19 protein-coding genes and 2 pseudogenes are annotated in these 20,122 nt (G+C 36.9%); all 21 read left to right on the forward strand.

The features are described from left to right. Positions 1-25: 25 nt before the first annotated feature. The 21 genes and pseudogenes from DW125_RS14115 (at position 26) to DW125_RS10360 (ending at position 19,599) form a co-directional block, all read left to right on the forward strand. The gene (locus DW125_RS14115; RefSeq protein ID WP_007884653.1) at positions 26-886 is read left to right on the forward strand and encodes a contact-dependent growth inhibition system immunity protein; all 861 of its coding nucleotides are present in this window, start codon (positions 26-28) and stop codon (positions 884-886) included. Positions 887-903: 17 nt separating this feature from the next. Further along, positions 904-1,530, forward strand: a complete 627-nt coding sequence (locus DW125_RS10270) for a hypothetical protein (protein ID WP_007884654.1) — start codon at positions 904-906, stop codon at positions 1,528-1,530. A 327-nt stretch (positions 1,531-1,857) separates the two neighbouring features. After that, a complete protein-coding gene (locus DW125_RS10275) occupies positions 1,858-2,292 on the forward strand; it encodes a helix-turn-helix transcriptional regulator (RefSeq protein ID WP_007886453.1) in 435 nt (144 codons plus the stop codon). A 534-nt stretch (positions 2,293-2,826) separates the two neighbouring features. Further along, positions 2,827-4,794, forward strand: coding sequence for an ATP-dependent DNA helicase (locus DW125_RS10280; protein WP_007886452.1), 1,968 nt, complete (start codon positions 2,827-2,829; stop codon positions 4,792-4,794). A 155-nt stretch (positions 4,795-4,949) separates the two neighbouring features. Beyond that, entirely contained in the window at positions 4,950-6,074 is a 1,125-nt protein-coding gene (locus DW125_RS10285) for a tyrosine-type recombinase/integrase (RefSeq protein WP_006426957.1), read from the forward strand. Positions 6,075-6,102: 28 nt separating this feature from the next. After that, positions 6,103-7,833 carry a tyrosine-type recombinase/integrase gene (locus DW125_RS10290; protein ID WP_007886448.1) on the forward strand — a complete coding sequence of 577 codons (1,731 nt, stop codon included), beginning with the start codon at positions 6,103-6,105 and terminating at the stop codon, positions 7,831-7,833. Between the two features lie 121 nt (positions 7,834-7,954). Next, entirely contained in the window at positions 7,955-9,322 is a 1,368-nt protein-coding gene (locus tag DW125_RS10295) for a tyrosine-type recombinase/integrase (protein ID WP_226853055.1), read from the forward strand. Further along, on the forward strand, positions 9,297-9,680 hold the full coding sequence (locus DW125_RS10300; RefSeq protein WP_015513361.1) for a DUF6262 family protein: 384 nt from the start codon (positions 9,297-9,299) through the stop codon (positions 9,678-9,680). The genes DW125_RS10295 and DW125_RS10300 overlap by 26 nt, the downstream gene beginning before the upstream one ends. Before the next feature lie 140 nt (positions 9,681-9,820). Continuing rightward, positions 9,821-10,564, forward strand: coding sequence for a hypothetical protein (locus DW125_RS10305; protein ID WP_006426953.1), 744 nt, complete (start codon positions 9,821-9,823; stop codon positions 10,562-10,564). A gap of 81 nt (positions 10,565-10,645) precedes the next feature. Next, a pseudogene (locus DW125_RS10310) lies at positions 10,646-10,870 on the forward strand (flavodoxin); the annotation flags it as partial. Positions 10,871-10,898: 28 nt separating this feature from the next. Next, positions 10,899-11,666, forward strand: coding sequence for a carboxymuconolactone decarboxylase family protein (locus tag DW125_RS10315; protein ID WP_117538061.1), 768 nt, complete (start codon positions 10,899-10,901; stop codon positions 11,664-11,666). 64 nt (positions 11,667-11,730) lie between these two features. Next, positions 11,731-12,729, forward strand: a complete 999-nt coding sequence (locus DW125_RS10320; protein ID WP_117538062.1) for an alpha/beta hydrolase — start codon at positions 11,731-11,733, stop codon at positions 12,727-12,729. Positions 12,730-12,731: 2 nt separating this feature from the next. Further along, positions 12,732-13,274 (forward strand): flavodoxin family protein, encoded by a 543-nt coding sequence (locus tag DW125_RS10325; protein WP_117538063.1) that lies wholly within the window; start codon positions 12,732-12,734, stop codon positions 13,272-13,274. Positions 13,275-13,496: 222 nt separating this feature from the next. Then, the gene (locus tag DW125_RS14035; protein ID WP_158549914.1) at positions 13,497-13,667 is read left to right on the forward strand and encodes a hypothetical protein; all 171 of its coding nucleotides are present in this window, start codon (positions 13,497-13,499) and stop codon (positions 13,665-13,667) included. 104 nt (positions 13,668-13,771) lie between these two features. Beyond that, positions 13,772-13,909 carry a hypothetical protein gene (locus tag DW125_RS14275; protein ID WP_242992970.1) on the forward strand — a complete coding sequence of 46 codons (138 nt, stop codon included), beginning with the start codon at positions 13,772-13,774 and terminating at the stop codon, positions 13,907-13,909. Positions 13,910-13,925: 16 nt separating this feature from the next. Then, entirely contained in the window at positions 13,926-14,069 is a 144-nt protein-coding gene (locus tag DW125_RS14510; RefSeq protein WP_242992973.1) for a hypothetical protein, read from the forward strand. 353 nt (positions 14,070-14,422) lie between these two features. Further along, a complete protein-coding gene (locus DW125_RS10335; protein ID WP_117538089.1) occupies positions 14,423-15,334 on the forward strand; it encodes a ketopantoate reductase family protein in 912 nt (303 codons plus the stop codon). Positions 15,335-15,347: 13 nt separating this feature from the next. Beyond that, a complete protein-coding gene (locus tag DW125_RS10340; protein WP_117538064.1) occupies positions 15,348-16,016 on the forward strand; it encodes a class I SAM-dependent methyltransferase in 669 nt (222 codons plus the stop codon). Next, on the forward strand, positions 16,006-16,707 hold the full coding sequence (locus DW125_RS10345) for a transglutaminase-like domain-containing protein (protein WP_015527132.1): 702 nt from the start codon (positions 16,006-16,008) through the stop codon (positions 16,705-16,707). Before DW125_RS10340 ends, DW125_RS10345 begins: the two co-directional genes overlap by 11 nt. 542 nt (positions 16,708-17,249) lie before the next feature. Beyond that, positions 17,250-18,053: pseudogene (locus tag DW125_RS14285) on the forward strand (site-specific integrase); the annotation flags it as partial. A 109-nt stretch (positions 18,054-18,162) separates the two neighbouring features. Beyond that, positions 18,163-19,599, forward strand: a complete 1,437-nt coding sequence (locus tag DW125_RS10360) for a hypothetical protein (RefSeq protein WP_117538065.1) — start codon at positions 18,163-18,165, stop codon at positions 19,597-19,599. Positions 19,600-20,122 lie beyond the last annotated feature (523 nt).

A 20,122-nucleotide genomic window follows, 5' to 3' on the forward strand; every position in this document is an offset into this window, starting at 1 on the left:
AAGTAATAGAGAGGAGAAAACGGATATGATTTCTGTATATTATAATCAAAAATATGGTTTCTTAATTGTGCCTAATGCCATTGAAAGGTTTATGGGATGTTATATTTCTATCGAACCTACAATTGAAATTATGGCTGAAGAAACAATAGATAAGATAGGCTGTGCAATTAGAAAAGGAATAAAAATTGCAGAAAGTTCCCCAAAAGTAGACGAATCTCAATTAAACAATTTTTGGAAACAAACAAAATATAAAAGTTTTCCAACATTTTCCAAGAATTATCAAAGAATTGATTTGAAACAAAATGGAGATGAATTAGAAATTAGAAGATGGGAACGGAATAATAGAGGGGGATATTCGCGAAAAACGGAAGAAAAAGATTATATTAATTTTATAGAAATGTCGGATTATGAATTGGGCTTGTTTATAAAAAAAATGTTTGAACCATGTGAAATTAGAATTGATGAAACAGAAAGATTTGAAACATTAGAGGGGAAAATAATTAGTTATTCGATTCCAAATGAGCATTATAAAAATATTGGTGATGGTCATACAGATTCTTATATGACATATAGAAATGAAGATTATGATAAGTTGTATATTTCTTTTTTGATAGGTGATGGAACTGATTGTACAGATGAAGTAAGCATAAAAAATCATTACAAAAAAATATACAAGCAAATGTCGAATATTAAATTTGAAAGTAAATGTAATAAAAAATATGTACATTTTTTAACAGAAAATGGAGAAGTATTGCTGAGTTTTATTGATAATGGTTATGTGGAGTTTTTTATGTGCATTCCATATAATATTGAAAGAAAAGTTCAAAAGGAGTCAATAGAACAGTATTTAAAAATGTTATTTTCGATAAAAATTGAAGATAAATAAAGCGTGAAGGAGAGAATATGCAAAAGAAGAATTGTGTTTTGTGCATAAGTATAGGAATTATAGTATGTATATTGTTATCAGCTTGCTCCAGACAACCAGACTTTGATGCCAAATCCTACGTCCAAAGTTCTCTTGATGCACACTATCATGGAGAATATAAGGACTATGCGAATCTGTTAGAAATCTCGGAAAAAGATGCCAAGAAAGAAATCGAAGAGGATTTTAATGAGAGTATCCAACAGCAATTTGATGATTCCGATAACATTACGGATAAAGGAATTGCTGATTATGCGGAAAAACTGACAGAAGTAAAGAAACTGGCAAAATACAAAGTACAAGATGTGAAAGAAGAGGATGGAGTCTATACAGTAAGTGTACAAGTTGAACCATCCAATGTATTTCAGACATTGCAACAAAGCTCTACAGAGGTAAGCAATGAAAAAATAAAGCAGGGATTGGATGGAAATGATCCGGAAGTCTTTGCAGCTGTATTAACAGAAAGTGTCCAGAAGAGTCTTGAAAAGAACAGATATGGAAAAGCTGTTACTGTAAACGTATCCGTGGAAAAAGATAACTCAGGAAAATATGGTCTTTTGGATACAGAGATGAATAAGTTGGAAGCAGCGATGTTCCCAACAGAATAAGAATGAATGGAAAGCTATCAGAGGAAAAAAACTGGTAGCTTTCTTTTAAACTCCAAGACAAGAAAACTTGTTAAAAAAGCTATTGTAATAGTAGAAAAATTATAATAAATAATGGATGACAAGAGTCTTTTATTCATTATGAGAAAAAGAAGGAATCTCCTATGAACCAACAAGAAATATTCACGTAAGATGGAAAAAAGTGCTGTAATCGAAGAGGTTGCAGCATTTTTTTCTTCGACATTTTTCGAACATTATAACGTACCTATCCGGTCACCGCCATGCTCCGATTTGATTTCTATATCAAAAATCAGATCGGAGGAAAGATAAATGGCTTATAACAAGACAAGTGAAGAACGAAAGTGGAATTATTGGAAAGAACAGGAAGAAAAGAAATTGCGTGAACTGGGAATGGAAGAAGAGAAGATCCAAAAGCTGCGCCAGATGGACAGGGAAGACTTTCTGGAAGAGCGCAGATACCGGGAACATCTGGATGAAACGATGCAGGATATGGATTCCATAAAAGAAAAGGACAGCGAGCTGTTTGCAAGGGATGTAAAGGAGCTTCTGGATCACATAGGTGATAAGCGAATCTATGAACTATTGAAAGAAACGGAGCATCAGACACTGGAAATCCTCTTACTCAGTACATGGGGATATTCTGGAAGAGAAGTTGCTAAGATTATGGGAATGGCAGAACAGACGATTTATACCAAAAGAAACCGTTTGAGAAAAAAATTAAAAAATTTATCAAAAATTGAATAATTATGGCGTTTTTCGTCGGCTATTTAATAGGCAGGTAAATTTTGCCAGTGTACTTTGACAACCTCATACCAGCATTACAGGTACGTTCCCGTAAGTAGAAGCGTGGCAGGAAGACGCGAGGACAGATGAAAAGGGCATGGAAGAAATTAGACCAGAAAGTGAGAGGCAGAGTTCTTTTGTGGCGTTTTCGTTTCGAGCGAATCATCTTTAACTGAAACAGGACCGTGGCGGTCTTTTGCGAGGATCACTTACGAGGGGATAATGATACATAGGAACTGCCAGTGAGCAGAGGATGGACTTTGGGTTGTAATCAGCAAGACTTTTAGAAAATCCGTGAGCGGTGCAATGCCAAGCATCCGCCTGTAATGTTCCCGTAAGGCAATGGGGGAGTCGAGGACAAATACAACGCCAAAAATCAAAAGTATAAGAAATCAAGGAAGAATGTGTCGTTGATATCAGATACATACGGCTGTAGGGAGAAATCCTTTACAGCCGTATTGATGTGATATCAGCACGCATATCAGGTAACAAATTATGTATTACACAAGAGAATATCTCAATAGAGCGCATCGAGAAATTGATACTATTTTCCGAGTGCTGTTCCCGGAACATGGAATGGCAGTAAGGGAAGAACAGATTATGTTATGCCACAAAATGCTGGATAACCTGCTGGGAAGAAACATAGCACTGTGTGACGCGGGTGTCGGTATCGGCAAGACGTATGCCTATCTGGTGGCCTGTGTTCTGATGAGAAAATATTCCCTCCTTGCAGAAGGATGTTCCCCTTATGAGCAGCGTCCGGTCGTGATATCCACTTCCAGCATTGCACTCCAGAAAGCAATTCTTACAGAATATATCCCTTTTCTCTCCCGGATTCTTCAGGAGAACGGGACGATTCAGGCCCCTATTAAAGCTGTGATACGAAAAGGGAAAGAGCATTTTGTCTGCGATGAGAGGTTGGAGCACCGAATCGTTGCAATCGAAGAAAAAAACAAAAATGCGTTGCAGAAAGAAGCTCTGCTGTCGTTGAAAGAACATTATGATATGGACGAAGTGTCCAACTTAAGTGGGTTTGACAGAAGGATGGTGAGTGTACCGAAGTTCTGTTCGGGAGACTGCCCGAAAAGAGGCTCATGCAGGTATCAGCAGTATCTGGAGCGTTCCAGAGATCATGAAATGTTCATTCAGATCTGTAATCACAATTATCTGCTGGCTGATGGTTATCACAGGCTGCAGGATTACCGCCCGTTATTAAAAGACTACCGAGCATTGATTGTCGATGAAGCACATAAGCTGCCGGATGCGGCAAAGCAGATGTTTGGGAAGAGCCTCTGTTATGACGATATCCGAGAAATCTGCTTTTATCTTGGGAATGAGTACCAAGGCCCGGAGATAAGAAAACTGTCCGGGACGATCCGGATGGTGCTGGACATCATAGGAGAAAACCACAGAACCAGATATGGGATAAAAGAAGAATTCCACATGACAGAAGAGTGTGCAATGTATTTATATGAGGGGATACAGACCATGAATAAGATCATAGAAAAATTAGAAAAGAAGATTCCAAAGTGGATCAGAAACAAGCTGGAAGAAACCAAAAGTGTGCTGGAATGCTTTTTCCATCAGGATAAGAAGTATGTGCTGCATCTGAAGCAGGACCATGACCACCGGATTATATTGTGTGCATCCAGCAGACGGATTCCACAGTATCTGGACCAGATGTTATGGAGCAGAGGAATGGGAGCGATTCTGACAAGCGGAACTTTAAAAACCGGACAGGGATTTTCCCACATTCGGAAAATGACAGGATTACAGAGAGTGCGGAGAGTCCGGGAATATGTGGCAGACTCCCCGTTTGAATATCAGAAGAACTGTCTGTTATATCTGCCAAAGAATTTGAAGACATGCAGAAGAGAAAGTCAGGAAGAGGCAGAGATGATAGCAGGCCATATCCATTCACTGATCTGTTCGACTTACGGGCATACGCTAGTGCTGTTTACATCTTATCATTTGATGGGAAACGTTTACCAGATGTTAAGGGATGAAATTCCGTTCCCGATGATAGAGGTGTGGAGACATTCACCGGAAGAGATCACAAGATTTAAACAGATGGACAATGCTGTCCTTTTTGCAGCCGGCTCCTGTTGGGAAGGAGTAGACTTCCCTGGAGATATGGTATCTTCGCTGATTATAGTAAAACTGCCCTTTGCTGTTCCTGATCCCATCAGTGAAGCACAGAAGAAGGAATATGCCAGCCTGAAAGATTATATTCAGGCAGTGATTGTTCCAGACATGCAGAAAAAACTAAGACAGGGATTCGGACGTGCTCTCCGCACCGAGACAGATACTTGTGTCGTGTCCATTTTAGACGAGCGTGCAGGAGAAGGTGGCAGGTATCATGAGGAAGTAATGTGTGCGCTTCCGAGCTGCAAGATGGCAAAAGATATCAAGGATGTCCAGCACTTTATTCGAAACCGGAAAGGCGTGGAATACTACCTGTAACCGTTCGTGGTTCTGCTACAGAAAAAGCAGATTTTGCACGAAAAGTTTGGTGGTATTTCAAGGGCGTTTTCGGTGGGATTGTTGGTATTGATGAATAGCTATTTCGGCATGAAGTGGGTATACTGTGTATAGCGTTAGAGGAAAGGAGGCAGCTTATGATATACAAGGTGGAAACGATAAAAGATGGAACAGAAAAATATTTTTTCATCAGAAATCTGGAAACAATGAGTATTGAAGAACTGCCAAGTAAATATCTAATGCATAAGATTAAATGTAAACGTTCACCAAATACAGTGAAACGCACAGCATTTTCAATCTGCTATTATATGAAATATATGGCAGAGAAAGAAATGGAACTCACAGAAGTCTATCAGTTAGATTATGAAAAACAGACAGAACACTTTGTGGAATTTTTATACTGGCTTAAAGCCGGAAACCATACAGAGCAAACGGCTGGAGAAAAGAAGTGTCCGAATGAAGGAACCTGCAACGCATACTTAAAAGATGTGTTCAGGTTCTATTTATTTATAGAGGCAGAATATGAACAGTACGGAAGTCTCAAAACCTTATCGTATAACCAGATTATAGCGGTTAATCAGGTGGGAGTAAAAAAGGTACTGCGGAATCATTCTTTTAAAGCCTATCTGAAGGAAGAGGAACATCGTGGGAGAACAGCAAAAGAAAATCAGATTATTACAATTTTACAGGCCTGTACGAACCGAAGAGATCAGCTTCTGTTACTTATGTTAGCAGAAACCGGATACAGAATTGGGGAACTACTGGGAGTAAAATATGTCAAAGATATTGATTATAGGAATCACATGATAAGGGTATGCTTCCGGGAAGATAATGAAAATGAAGCGAGAGCCAAAAATGCGGAATACAGAAGTGCCAAGATAAGTAATGATACGTTTGAATTTCTCATGGATTATCTGGCAAAATATCGGAAAATCCTGCAACATCAGGATTACCTGTTTGTGAATATCATGGGTGAGAACATTGGAAAGCCATTAAGAGTGGACAGTGTATATGATATGTTGGACCGAATGGAAAAGAAAACCGGAGTTAAAATCACACCCCACATGTTACGTCACTATTTTGCAAATATGCGAAAGCAGGCAGGATGGGAACTGGAAATGATCAGTCAGGCATTGGGGCATAAACATTTGGATACGACTATAAAGTATCTGGACTGGCTGGATGATGAACTGATAGAAGCAAGTAATGAGTTTTATGCACAACACACTGCTATTTATGGGGCGGAACGTCTGCTGGAGTAGGGAGGTGTGAGAAATACCTATATATTTATTGCAACAGGCAGAACACATAACAGAATCTGAAGTAGATATTGAGAAGAAAAAGCAGGAACTATATTCAGAAATTGATGCACTTGGAATAAAAAGCGATTCAAGAATTAACAAATTGAAAAAGTTCTTGGCAGATAGAAAAATCTGGCATCTGGAAGAAATGGATTATCCTTTGCGAAATTCGTATGAACAATATTTAAGAGGACAGATACGATCACAAATTGTATCTTTCTATTTGAAAATATATGATACGGTAAAACAACAACATATCTATCAACAAATGCAGACGCTAAATGGAAAGCGGATATATGAATGGAAATATCAAAATAAAATTTATTTTCTGAAGTATTATCCGGAAAAGGAAATAGCTGAGACCTTTGAAACTTCTTATAAAACAAACCTATTGGTGTGGGATTTTACACAAAATTGTTCAGAAGTTTTAAAGAAACAAATTTTTTATACGTTGAGTCGTATCATTGCCAATACTTCAATGTCTAAGGCTTATAGAAATGTCAGGTTAAAATCCTTAAAACTTCTTTATGATTCTTGTGTTCAGTTAAATATTACGGATATTGGATTGCTGGAAATGGAACAAGTGGAAACTATTTTAAAGAATTTTCCCGAAACGAGTCAACGAAGTATTTTAGGTGAATGCAGAAGAGATGCGTTTATGCAGCAGGAACAGATCCAATGGGAAGCAAATGTATGGTATCTGGAACGATTACATCTTGGAAAACATCGGATAGACGAAAGTAAATCCTTAATTAGCATTTCTTTTATGGAAGTCAAGGAAATACAGAATCGAGAAATTTTACAGGCATACATGAAATATGAACTGGGAATTACTGGACAGGCAGTCAGCACGATTGTACGAAGATTTGTATGTATTAGAAATTTTATTGAACTGCTGGAACAAGAAAAGATACTGGCGATTCATGCAACTGTCGCAGAAGTAAAAAAGTATGCAGACGGCTTGCGAGAACGGGGAATACAGGCAAAGGGATTTAATGAAAGAATTTTCGGTATCGGTCATTTTTATAAATTCATGGAAGTTAAACAGTATATTACAAGAATGCCATTCCGAATTGAATATTTCCAACAAAAAGAAGTAATAGTACATCATGATCGTAGCGTTGAGGAAACAGTATATATGGAAATTTTGAAAAAATTATATCTTTTTCCAGAGCGATTACGATGTATGTTCCTACATCTGTGGTGTCTAGGATTACGGGCGAGTGAAGTGTGTACATTGAAAGGAAATGCTTATTATCAGCAGGGCGAGGATTATTGGATTCAGGTGTATCAGGTCAAAATGAAGAATTATAAAAGGATTCCAATCCCACAGGCACTTTATCAGATTATGAAAGTATACTTGAAAAAACATGAAATTCAGCCTGAAGAATTCATTTTTAAAAACAGCAGAGGTGGTGCTTGTCTATATGGTACATTCCGAACTCAGATGATAGAAGCGTGCCGGGAAAATAAGATTGCAAATGGAGAATATTTATTTCAATCACACGATTATCGACATACAGTAGCAACTATGTTTTATGACAGTCATGTATCACTGCAAAGTATCAGGGATTATCTTGGACATACTTATGAAGAGATGACAAGACAGTATATTGATTATATGCCGCAAAGGATTGCAAAAGCAAATGATGAGTTCTTTGAAATGCAAGGAAGTAGTTTAGCATCATGGCTAAAGAAAGAGGAAAAAGATGGAAAATGATATTATATACTTCAGCGATTTCCCCAATTTACAAGAAACAGGGACACGTAAGGATAATGGAAAATTTGATTTAACGTTGCTTCCAACGCAAGAATTAAAGGAAGAGTTTCGAGGTTATATTATGTATCGCTGCAAAAACGGAACGTTTAGAGCATTGATTCAGGATCGAACAGCTTATAATCATATTGCAAAGTTTTTGAACAGCAGAATAAATCGGAGAATCAAAAGCCTTGGAGATAGAAATCCAGAAAAATGGATATCACTTTTAAAAGGCTGGATGTTAGAACAGGGAATAACTATTGTAAAAGAAAAGAAGAGTGTGTATGGTACAGTAAGCTATGGCGAAGCAGTGACGATATTATATTTCAGAAACGTACTGAAATTTTTAGGGCCAGAAGATTTACGGGATGAGATAGAAAAAGATGTTTGGGAACTAAAAAATCTGGATATTAAAATCAGATCCAATCCAATTTATAATGTAAAAACACTGGATTTCAGAAAAATATATCAGCCAGATATCAGGGAAGAATGTAAGAAAGCTGTTTATATGAATCTGCAGTATGAAGCAATAGGAACTGTACAGGGAGAATTGACAATAATGAGGATATTCTCAGAATATCTCCAAAAAGAGTATTCCAAAATAAAAAGCTGCAGTGAAATAGACAGAGAAGTGTTGGAAGAATTTTTGATACATCTGTCAACAAAAGATACTTCCCATAGTGCGAATAGTTCTTATGTAATTTCATTAAGACGACAGTTAGAGACAATCGGAAAAATTTACAGCTATGAAAGATTGGAGCATTTATTTATTAATACGGATATTCCACCGGAAGTAAATGCAGAATTTAGAGTGTATTCTGATGATGAAATGAAACGACTGAATGCGGAAATTACACAGATGGATGTACAGATTGCAAGATGTCTTCTGATACATCAGATGCTTGGAACTAGGATATCAGATACCCTTACACTGAGACCAGATTGTCTGACGAGAGAAAATGGCCAAGATATGATTGAAATATATCAAGTTAAAACTAAAAGATATAAAAAACCGATCAGTAAAGAACTTGCAAAACTGTTACAGAGTTCTATTGAATATACACAGGAAAAGTTCGGTGATACAGAATACATATTTGTTAATGAAAAAGAACCTGACCGCCCGATGCAGTATATGGCTATAAAAACAAAAGTCATGTCCATGATACAGGAAAAGCAGTTGAAAGATGATCATGGCGAATTATTCGGGTTTGGAACGCACATGTTCCGGCACTACTATGGCGTCAAACTTACAGAAATGCATCTGGATGACTGGACGATAGCGAGACTATTGGGGCATAAAAGACTGAATAATGTACAGCATTACCGGAAAATGAGCAATCAAAGAATGGCAGACGAAACCAGAGAAGTAAGACAGAGGATGAGTGACATCATATATATGAGTCTGGCAAGATGGGGTGAAGAATATGAGCAAATACGACAAGATGATTGAGGAAAATCAGAGAAAAAGTAAAGAGAAAATTGAACTGGCATTGCAAGCAATACAAGATATGCTGGCAAATAAAGAACGTATCAGCGTTCCAAAGCTGATGAAGAAAACTGGATTGTCGAGAGGATTCTTTTATAAAAATCCAACCGTCCGGGATACATTGAACCAAGCAGTAGAGCAACAGGCCGGAATGATAGATCCAAGAAGAGAAATTCTGAACATGGCGATGGAAAAACAGATTGAACTGTTGAACCAGAAGGTGGCAGCTCTGAGCAGAGAAAATAAGGAACTGAAGAGAAAGAACGAAAAGTTACAGAAGGCATTACGGAAACAGGATTTGAATTTTATTAAGAACTTATAACATTGAAAATAATAAGATGGAAGAGATGTGTGCAGACACATCTTTTCATCGTTGAGGATAAAATATATAGAATGAGAATGGGATTGTTTTATGGTATACTAAAAGTGAAATGCTAACTTTGATATGAGGTATAAAACAATATGACAGAAATACAAATTAAAAATTTAATTAAAGAATATGAAAAAGAATATATTGAGTTTATGGAAATTGAGAAATTACCACAGTATAAGATAGATTTTTTTGAAATTAATGTTGAGGAAAGCGATGCAGCAGGATTCGCTTCAGCCGCCCAAGCTTACTATAATACGAAAACAGATGAACATATATTAAGGATATGCAAAAGTTCGGAAATACCAAGGTATATTGTGTTTCATGAATTTACGCATATTTTAGATACGGAAATGTATGCAAAGCAAGATTCTTGGAAATATATGGCTTTGTCTGGTTATACAGAATATCATGCAGCACAAGTTGAATTGATGATAATGTTAGGAGCAGATAGTATACAAACTCAAGATTTTTCATTTACAGTTGATGTTGAAATAGGTAATAGTACAGTTAGGAATTACCTAAACTCAAGACATCAATTAGTAGTGAATATGATGAATAGAACAGATTTTCCAAGAGATATTGAAGCATTAAAAACAACGGTAGGTGTGCTATATAATTATTTTGGAGTGCGTTCTATATGTAAAATGTATGCGAAAGATTATACTGAAGAAGTGGATAACACAATTATTATTCAGAAACTTTCAAAAGTATTATTTGAAGAGATAAATAGCTTTATGGTTGGATGGTTTAATGAAGCACAAGTAGAGCTGAGCTTTGTGTCATATATGAAAATAATGTGGCCTATGCTTCAAAGCTATTTTGGAAAAGAATGAAAGATAGTAACAGTAAACACAGTTTTGTATACAGTTAAACCCAGTAAAATCAACGCATGAGGGGAACTGGCTACATTTTAATTCCCAATCTGGTGGTATGTGGCTCCGACAATCATCAATACATTTTTAGAAGCTTACGATTTCAGTGGTAAAAAGATTGTGCTTTTTGCAACATCCGGAGGAAGTGGATTTGGGAACACTGTGAAAGAATTGCAGTCATCTGCATCAGACGCAGTTATTACAGAAGGCAGACTGTTAAATTGTGGAACGAAACAGGAAATCACTGAATGGGTAAACTCTTTATAAATAACAGCGTTATGAAGGTATACAGAATATGGGAAAAATAGTACAGACAGCAGGAAGAAATACACTTGGTGAATTCGCACCGGAATTTGCACGTTTTAACGATGATGTACTTTTCGGCGAAAACTGGAATAACCAGGACATCGACGTAAAAACAAGAAGCATTATTACAGTGGTTGCTCTGATGGCTTCCGGAATTACGGATTCTTCTTTAAGATATCATCTTCAAAATGCAAAAAATCATGGTGTGACGCAAAAAGAGATTGCGGCAGTGATCACACATGCCGCGTTCTATGCAGGTTGGCCAAAAGCATGGGCTGTTTTCAATCTTGCAAAGGAAGTGTGGAAAACAGGCGAAGGAGATTTGCCATACGAAGAGGAAGGGATGCGTGCGCATGCAAAAGAGATGGTATTTCCAATCGGTGCACCAAATGATGGTTTTGCACAGTATTTTTCAGGTAGAAGTTTTCTTGCACCGATTTCTACTTCTCAGGTTGGAATTTTCAATGTGACATTCGAACCTGGATGCAGAAATAACTGGCATATCCATCATGCAAAAAGTGGAGGTGGACAGATTTTGATATGCGTTGCCGGAAGAGGATATTATCAAGAAGAAGGTAAAGAAGCTGTAGAAATGAAGCCAGGCGACTGCATCAATATTCCGGCAGAAGTGAAACACTGGCATGGTGCAGCACCGGATGAATGGTTTTCACATCTGGCAATAGAAGTTCCGGGCGAAAATAGTTCCAATGAATGGCTTGAACCGGTAAGTGATGAAGAATATAGAAAACTAAAATAGGAAGGTTGAAAAAAGCCGAGGCATTCTTGGATTATAAGACAATTTGCATGTGGAGGTTATATTTATGTTGAAAACAGAAGAATTAAAACTAGTATCTGAATGGGATAAAACTTTTCCAAAAAGTGAAAAAGTAGATCATGAGAAAGTGACATTAGTGAATCGTTATGGAATCACACTTGCTGCAGATTTGTATAAGCCGAAAAATGCATTTGGGAAATATCCAGCGATTGCTGTAAGTGGACCATTTGGTGCAGTCAAAGAACAGTGTTCCGGATTATATGCACAGACAATGGCTGAAAGAGGATACCTTACTATTGCATTTGATCCTTCTTTTACGGGAGAAAGTGGAGGCAATCCAAGATACATGGCTTCACCGGATATTAATACAGAAGATTTCATGGCTGCTGTCGATTTCCTTTCTGTTCAGGAAGATGTGGATCCGGATAAAATAGGAATCATTGGAATCTGTGGCTGGGGTGGAATGGCTCTTAACGCAGCTGCGCTGGATACAAGAATAAAAGCAACTGTTGCATCTACCATGTATGATATGACAAGGGTAAATGCGAATGGATACTTTGATTCTGAGGACAGTGAAGAAGCACGTTATGCGAAGAAACAGTCGCTGAATACACTCAGAACAGAAGAATACCGTAAAGGCGAATATTCCAGAGGCGGGGGTTGTGTTCCACTTCCGGTTCCAGAGGATGCCCCTTTCTTTGTAAAAGATTACAGTGAGTATTATAAAGGCAGATGTTATCATAAAAGAAGCCTGAATTCCAATGATGGCTGGAACAGTATTGGATGTATGTCATTTATGAATCAGCCAATATTAAAGTACAGTAATGAAATCAGAAGTGCAGTCCTCATTGTTCACGGAGAAAAAGCACACAGCTATTATTTTGGAAAAGATGCTTATGAAAATATGATTAAGGACAGCAAGTACACATTCAATAAAGAGCTGCTAACAATTCCAGGGGCTGTTCATACAGATCTTTACGATAATCTGGATGTAATCCCATTTGATAAAATCCAGAAATTTTTTGAAGAAAACGGAGTTGGTTAATTATGGCAAAAAAAGTATTGATCATATCGACAAGTCTTCGAGGAGGAAGCAATTCTGATATACTTGCAAATGAGTGTGCAAAGGGAGCAAAAGAAGCGGGGCATGATGTGGAACTTCTTTCTTTGAAAGGAAAAGATATAAAATATTGTATCGGTTGTCTATCCTGCCAGAGGACTGGGATGTGTGTACAGAAGGATGATATTGCAGATATTATGGCAAAGGTAAAGAATGCGGAAGTTATTGTCTATGCAACCCCAATTTATTATTATGAGATGTGCGGTCAGATGAAAACACTTCTTGATAGATTGAATCCTTTATATTCGGCAGATTATTTATTCAGAGATATTTATATGATTGCAACTGCGGCAGAGAATGAGGAAAGTGCATTTGAGAAAGCCTATAATGGGCTGCAAGGCTGGGTAGATTGTTTTGAAAAGGCTTCCTTAAAAGGCATGGTCGGTGGCGGTGGAATTGATGCAGCAAATACAGCTGAGGATCATGTGGATATAATGAAGAAGGCATATGAACTTGGAAAAAATTTATAAGTTGATAAAATACTTCTAATTATTAAAATTAATAGTAACTCAATATTATCAATAGTAAAGCTATAAGATTTCAAAAAATGGAGTCTTATAGCTATTTTTTTGCATTTACCCACTGTATTTTACCCGCTGAGCGTTTCGTTATATGAGGGCGTAAAAAAGAAAGTCTGATGCAATGGCAACTACGACAAGTGCAGATGCAAGAAGTTCTGCGCCAGAATCGCTATGGGAAATTATGATGCTATTATCATTGGACATTCCCAGTTTGAGCGTATTCCAATCTCTGGTGAACGTCAGGAAGCCATGTTACGGAAGCAGATTGATGATCTGGAAATGTTCAATAAATGTCAGTATCTGGATGAGATTACCGGAGGAAAAGGCATTACCTTTCCATGATATGGGAGCTTATGAAAAAAGTACAGATGTCAATCAAATAGCTGCAGTCTATAAAAAATATAGGGAGAATCCAGAAACTGCGTATCTGGGATGTTCGGGAAGCAATGTATCCAGAGAAGATGACCACAGAACAGCTGGCAGAGGCAATGGATGAGATTGCAGAAAATACGGTACAGGAAGTAATGTTGGATTTACAAAGCGGTAATATTCATTATTATATTTTTTACAGTATATTATGCTGAGAAGGGCGATAAGATTCTGCATTATTTTCAAGGTAAGATAGACATTGGTAGCGGAAATGGCGGCATTATCAGTCAATTAAAGATGCAGAATGAAATGAAGTTGACGGATGAAAGCTGGATCAGCTATCAGCAAGGAAAAGGCAATGCCAGGAAAAGATAAGCCGGAGAGAGGAGCTGATTTGGGTGTAAGGACAGTGTAGAATAAGTATAACGAGTCGGAGGTCATGAAGATTATTGTGACCTCCGGCTTTTTGTAAATTGTTAAAAGAATTATATTGTTATATGATTTCGTAAGTGATATACTTAAACATAAGGAAAACCGTGTGAAATTACAGTTTGCTTTTTGCACGGTTTCTTTTATATATGGCAGTTAGTTGAAACTAACAAAAGAACGATGTGAAAGTTCTTTTGACTATACAGCAAGGAATACATAATGCTAATTCTCTGCACTTGGTTTTAGTTTGATGATGATCTTGGATGTGGCACTGGGGTAAGAGGAGAGGAATGATTCTTATGAGAATATTGATTTATGGTGCTGGTGTGATTGGATCCTTGTATGCGGCTTTATTTGCAGAAGCCGGTTATGATACAAATATTTATGCTAGAGGTAAAAGACTTGAGGCTTTAAGAAATAATGGATTGCAATATAAGAAAAATCAGGAAGTAATAAAGGCAGAGGTTAGGATTCTTGGAGAACTACCAAACGATGATATTTATGATTTTGTCTTGCTTACTGTCCGGGAAAACCAGCTGTATGAAGCACTTACTGAATTGAAAAATAATAAAAGTAATACGATTGTTACAATGATAAATTCACTGGACAGTTACAATAAATGGGAAGACATTGTCGGAAAAGGAAGAATATTACCGGCTTTTCCAGGAGCAGGCGGAAGTATAAATGATGATGGTATCCTTGATGCAGCACTCACTCCAAGGTTGATTCAGCCGACAACATTTGCAGAAATATCAGGAAATAAATCCGAAAGAACTAAGCAGTTTTCAGAGATATTAAGGCATGCTCATATACCATACAAGAAAGTAACGGATATGCATCTATGGCAGCTTTGTCATCTTGCTATGGTGGTACCGATTGCGGATGCGTATTATGAATCAGACGATCCGGAGAAAGTAGAAAAAGAATGGAAAATCATGAGGAAAACAGCAGAAAGGCTGGAAAAAAATTTTAATTTTTTGCGAAAACAAAAGGGTAAACTATCACCATGGAAAATGAATATCTTTTGCTTTTTGCCATTGTCATTTCTGACGATTATGCTGGCAGTTACATTTGGAAGTAGTTTTGGAGATAAATTTATGTATCAACATGCTATGAAGGCACCAGATGAAATGAGGGAATTACATAAGCAGTTTTATGCTTATATGAAAAGAATGAAGAAATGCGGATGCAAGACGAAAAAGGTACTGTGATTGGAGAAAAAGCATGAAAAATGAAGAATATAAAAAATTGTCAATTAAAGAATTTACAAAAGCAGCAGGAAGATATGAAAGTAGCCATGCTGGTATTTACGAAATGTGCAAGAAAGATTATCCGGATATTCTGGAAGAATTAGAGAGGGAGCCTTTTAGAGATTTATTAGATGCAGGCTGTGGGCCTGCTCCGATGATTTCTTTATTAGCAGAAAAATATCCAGACCGACATTATACAGGACTGGATTTGACTCCGGCCATGATTGAACAGGCAAAAAAGAAAAATATTTCAAATGCAACATTTGTTGTAGGAGACTGTGAGAACTTTCCTTTTGAAAATGATTCATTTGATGCAATTATTTGTTCTATGAGTTTCCATCATTATCCGAATCCACAGGCATTTTTTGACAGTGTGAAGAGATGTCTTCGCCCAAATGGAAGGTTGGTTCTTAGAGATGTGACCAGTGACAACAAAGTATTGGTATGGCTAATGAATACATTGGAAATGCCGTTGGCAAATATATGCGGACATGGAGATGTCCAAGTGCCAACAAGAGATGTGGTCATAAAATGTTGCAAAAAAGCAGGATTAAAAGTAGAAAAATTTGAAATTCGTAAAGGTATGCGAATGCATTGTGTTGTGAGAAAACCTATGGGAAAGGCAATAGGAAATGAAAGATAAGTATCTTAGGGAAACACGAATGGTTGATTTTTCTAATCCGGCAATTCAAAAACTTATTCAAAATATGAAATGGAAGGAAATGGGTGAATTTGAAAGGATTAAGGCAATCTACAACTATGTAAGAGATGATGTTTTATTTGGATATAATATTGATGACGGAATTTCAGCTTCAAAAGTACTTGCAGATGGTTATGGACAATGTAATACAAAAGGAACTTTATTTATGGCACTTTTACGTGCCTGCAATATTCCATGCAGAGTACATGGTTTTACGATTGATAAAAGATTGCAGAAAGGGGCCATGACCGGGTTTGTTTACCGTAATGCTCCAAAAAGTATTTTCCATAGCTGGGTAGAAATTAATTTCGAAAATCAGTGGTACGAACTGGAAGCTTTCATTTTGGATAAAACCTACATAAAGAAGTTACAGGAACAAAATTCGGAATGTACAGGTGCATTTTGCGGTTATGGAGTAGCAGTCAAGGATTTCAGAAATCTCATTATTGAGTTTGATAGGAACAATACTTATATTCAGAGCGAGGGAATCAATCAGGATTTTGGTGTTTATGATTGTCCAGATGAACTGTTGAAGGAACATCATCAAGAAATTTCAGCCTTTAAAGCATTTGCTTATAGACATATTGGAAGACACCTCATGAATCGTAATGTCAGGAAGATTAGAGAACGATAGTTTTAAGCTTTTAGATACCGTTGTCAGTATGAATGGTTTTCATGCATTTCTTGATAAGCAAAAGCATTTCATGAAATATGGCGTGTTTTGAAACCAGGCGGTGATTTCATTGCTTGTTTTTATATCAGGGGAAAATCGAAACGGACAGATTGGCTGGTAAAAAATATTCTTGCAAAGAAAGGGTGGTTTTCTCCACCGTTTCAGACGGAGAAAGAGCTGAGAGATATCCTTCAAAAACTATATAAAGAAACGGATATCCATGTTGACGGTTCTATGGTATATTTCCGTTGTGTGAAGTAATGCAATGATGCTGGATTTATAATAAAGTTTCAGATAATAAGTCTGGAACTTTATTTTTGTCTAAATGGATTATTGCCGTCCGTTCAGGTCTGGATAATGCTCGATTCTCATGTTAAGATAATAGAAAAGGTTAGATAAAACTAACACAAAGAAATACCACTATGTGAAAGAAGAAGAAATTTGAATGTAAATGAAATTGCAAGTCTTGGAAGTAATGTGAAGCCTGTGATTCAGAATGAGAATTGCGCTGTTCTTATCAAATGGCGGTGGATGACGATGTGCTCCATAAAAATCCATTTGGATTTGAACCTGCGGGAGTGGTGGTGAATGACAGTGTTACCAGGGAAGCGTTAACGCGGGATCAAATGCGAAAATTTCTTAAATTTGTTCATGATGATAATGTATACTGCAAGTATTATGAAGTTGTGTATATACTTTTTCATACAGGTATGCGCATTTCGGAATTTTGTGGTCTTACAATTAAGGATATTGATCTAGGGAACAGGATTGTGAATATAGATTATCAGCTTCAACGGTTATCTGATATGACCTTAGTGATTGAGCTAACAAAGACTTCCGCCGGAACAAGAAAACTTCCGGTAACAGAGGATGTTGCAAAATGCTTTCAAGCCATCATCGAAGACCGGGAGAAACCCAAGGTAGAAAAAGTGGTGGATGGATATACCGGGTTCCTGTTTTTGGATGACAAAGGACTGCCGTTAGTGGCAATGCATTGGGAACATCGCTTTAACCACATGGTGAGGCGGTACAACGATATCTATCGGGTGTAGATGCCGAATATCACACCACATGTATGCCGACACACCTATTGCTCGAATATGGCAAAATCGGGAATGAATCCAAAGACATTACAGTACCTCATGGGGCATTCGGATATATCGGTCACAATGAATGTGTACACGCATATCGGATTCGATGATGCGGAGGAAGAACTGAAACGAATGGAAGAGTTTAGGAAAGCGCAGGCGGAGGTTGAACAGAAGAAAGAGAAAACAATGTCGCAGAAGATGTTCAAGGCAATTTAATATGGAAGATGGGTAACGCTCTGGCTTAGGGTGGAGCGTTATTTTTGTGGAAAAATGATAGATATGACTGTATAATATAGGTAATAAAACAACGGAGGAGTTATTTGCTTTGAAAATTAGTAAATTATTTGATATAAAAAAGACACAATATGAGTTGGATTTTGTAGATATAGACCCGGAAGCAGATATGCCTTTGTTTTTGGATCCATATTATATTTCAAAATGTGAATTCCCTTTTGCAGAGAATGCATATGAGTCAATTCGCTCTTATTTTGAGTATTTGTTAGCACTACTGAAGGGGAAAAGAATTGAGCAAGCTAAAGAATTATTTTCGCATTTAGGAGAAAGTAATGACATATGTATGGGAATGTCTCATGGTAAACCACGAGGACATGGAATGGGACCAGAAGATACAAATGCTATATTTAAGGAATTACTAAGAAGCCGTGCAATAAGTTCAGGAATTATGGAGGATATTGAAGATTTTAGAATCTTTGTTCCAAATGTGGATAGAGATAAAGTATCAGATATGACGGCTAATATTATTAAATTACAGTTGATTGAATATACACAGCAACAATGTGAATTGCATAATATACCTTTAACATATGATGTTCCATCTGGGATGTATTGGGATTCAAAAAGAAAAAATTGGGAAAATAGGTATGTTGATAGGCTTATAATAAATGAAAAACCTATTTTGCTTGTTCCTAAAAGAATTGTATCTTTTACGGATAAATACACGACACAAGAATATAAACAACATTTTGTGTTGAATTATCTTCAAAATGAACACTTGAGTATGGGAAGTTCGTTGGTTAGAAAATATAAGAATGGGACAAAGTATGTCACAAAGAAAAGCATAGTTGAATTTGAACCTCAGATAGATAAAGAATATTTGGCTAAATTTACAGAGTCACACCCAGAGGTGTTTCAAGATTTTAAAGTAAAAACAGTGAAAAAAATATCAAAAGTACAAGGGGCTGTTCTGGAAGAAGTGAATGCAAGCGAAATTTGTAATCATTTGATTGCAAAATTGGAGTCTATACCATCAGGAACTAAGAATGCGTCAAAGTATCACAATCTTATAATAGGTATTTTGGAATTACTATTTTATCCTAATTTGTCATCACCTAGAAAAGAAAAGGATATACATGAAGGACGAAAACGTATAGATATTGTATTTGACAATTCATCAGAAACAGGATTTTTCTTTAATTTACCAAATAAAAACATACTGTTGCCGTGCCCATATGTATATGTTGAATGTAAGAATTATACAGGTGAAGTGGCTAATCCGGAAATAGATCAGTTGAGCGGACGATTTAGTAATAGAAGAGGAAGGGTTGGTATTTTGACTTGCAGAGAATTGGAAGACAATTTTATTAAACGCTGTGCTGATACTTATGAAGATGAACGCGGATTGGTCATTCCCTTAGAGGATAAGGACTTGAAGCAAGCTTTGATGAATTATCCACAAAATGGAGTAGAAGCAATAGAAGAAATTATTTCAAAGAAATTTGAACAAATCGTTTTTACCAAATAAACCTTTAGTAGTACCCCTTTCCATTTTACTACTAACAGGTAGTAATAACTTGCTCAATCTTGCTCTGATTTGCCACAATTTGTAATTCCAGAGCAAACTACACGAATCCCAGAAACCCTTGAAAAACAGGGCATTTCGGGGCAAAACAAGGAGAAATAAAACTATGATAAAAATCCTTTTCATCTGCCACGGCAATGTTTAATGGATGCCGTGAAAGCCTTGATTTTATTGGATTTCTTGGGAATTAACCAATAATTTACACCTTATTTATACCTTTGGAAGACCGGATCGGAATAATATAATAAAATTTGCTAATCTGTGTTGATTTTTTTTATGATTGAGTATAATAAAATCAAGAACAGAAATGTTCTCGATGTAAGAGCATCATTAAAAGTTGGGCTACAGATGGAGCAGGGTAAACTTCCATCTCATTAGATGTCTTAACTGGGCATCGAGCCTGGCAGCTTGGATAAAGCTGTAGTCCACGTGGGGGACTTAATGATTTTCACGTCGTTATGGGTAT

The organism is Dorea sp. AM10-31 (genome assembly GCF_003435815.1).
Classification (GTDB): Bacteria; Bacillota; Clostridia; order Lachnospirales; family Lachnospiraceae; genus Dorea_D; species Dorea_D hominis.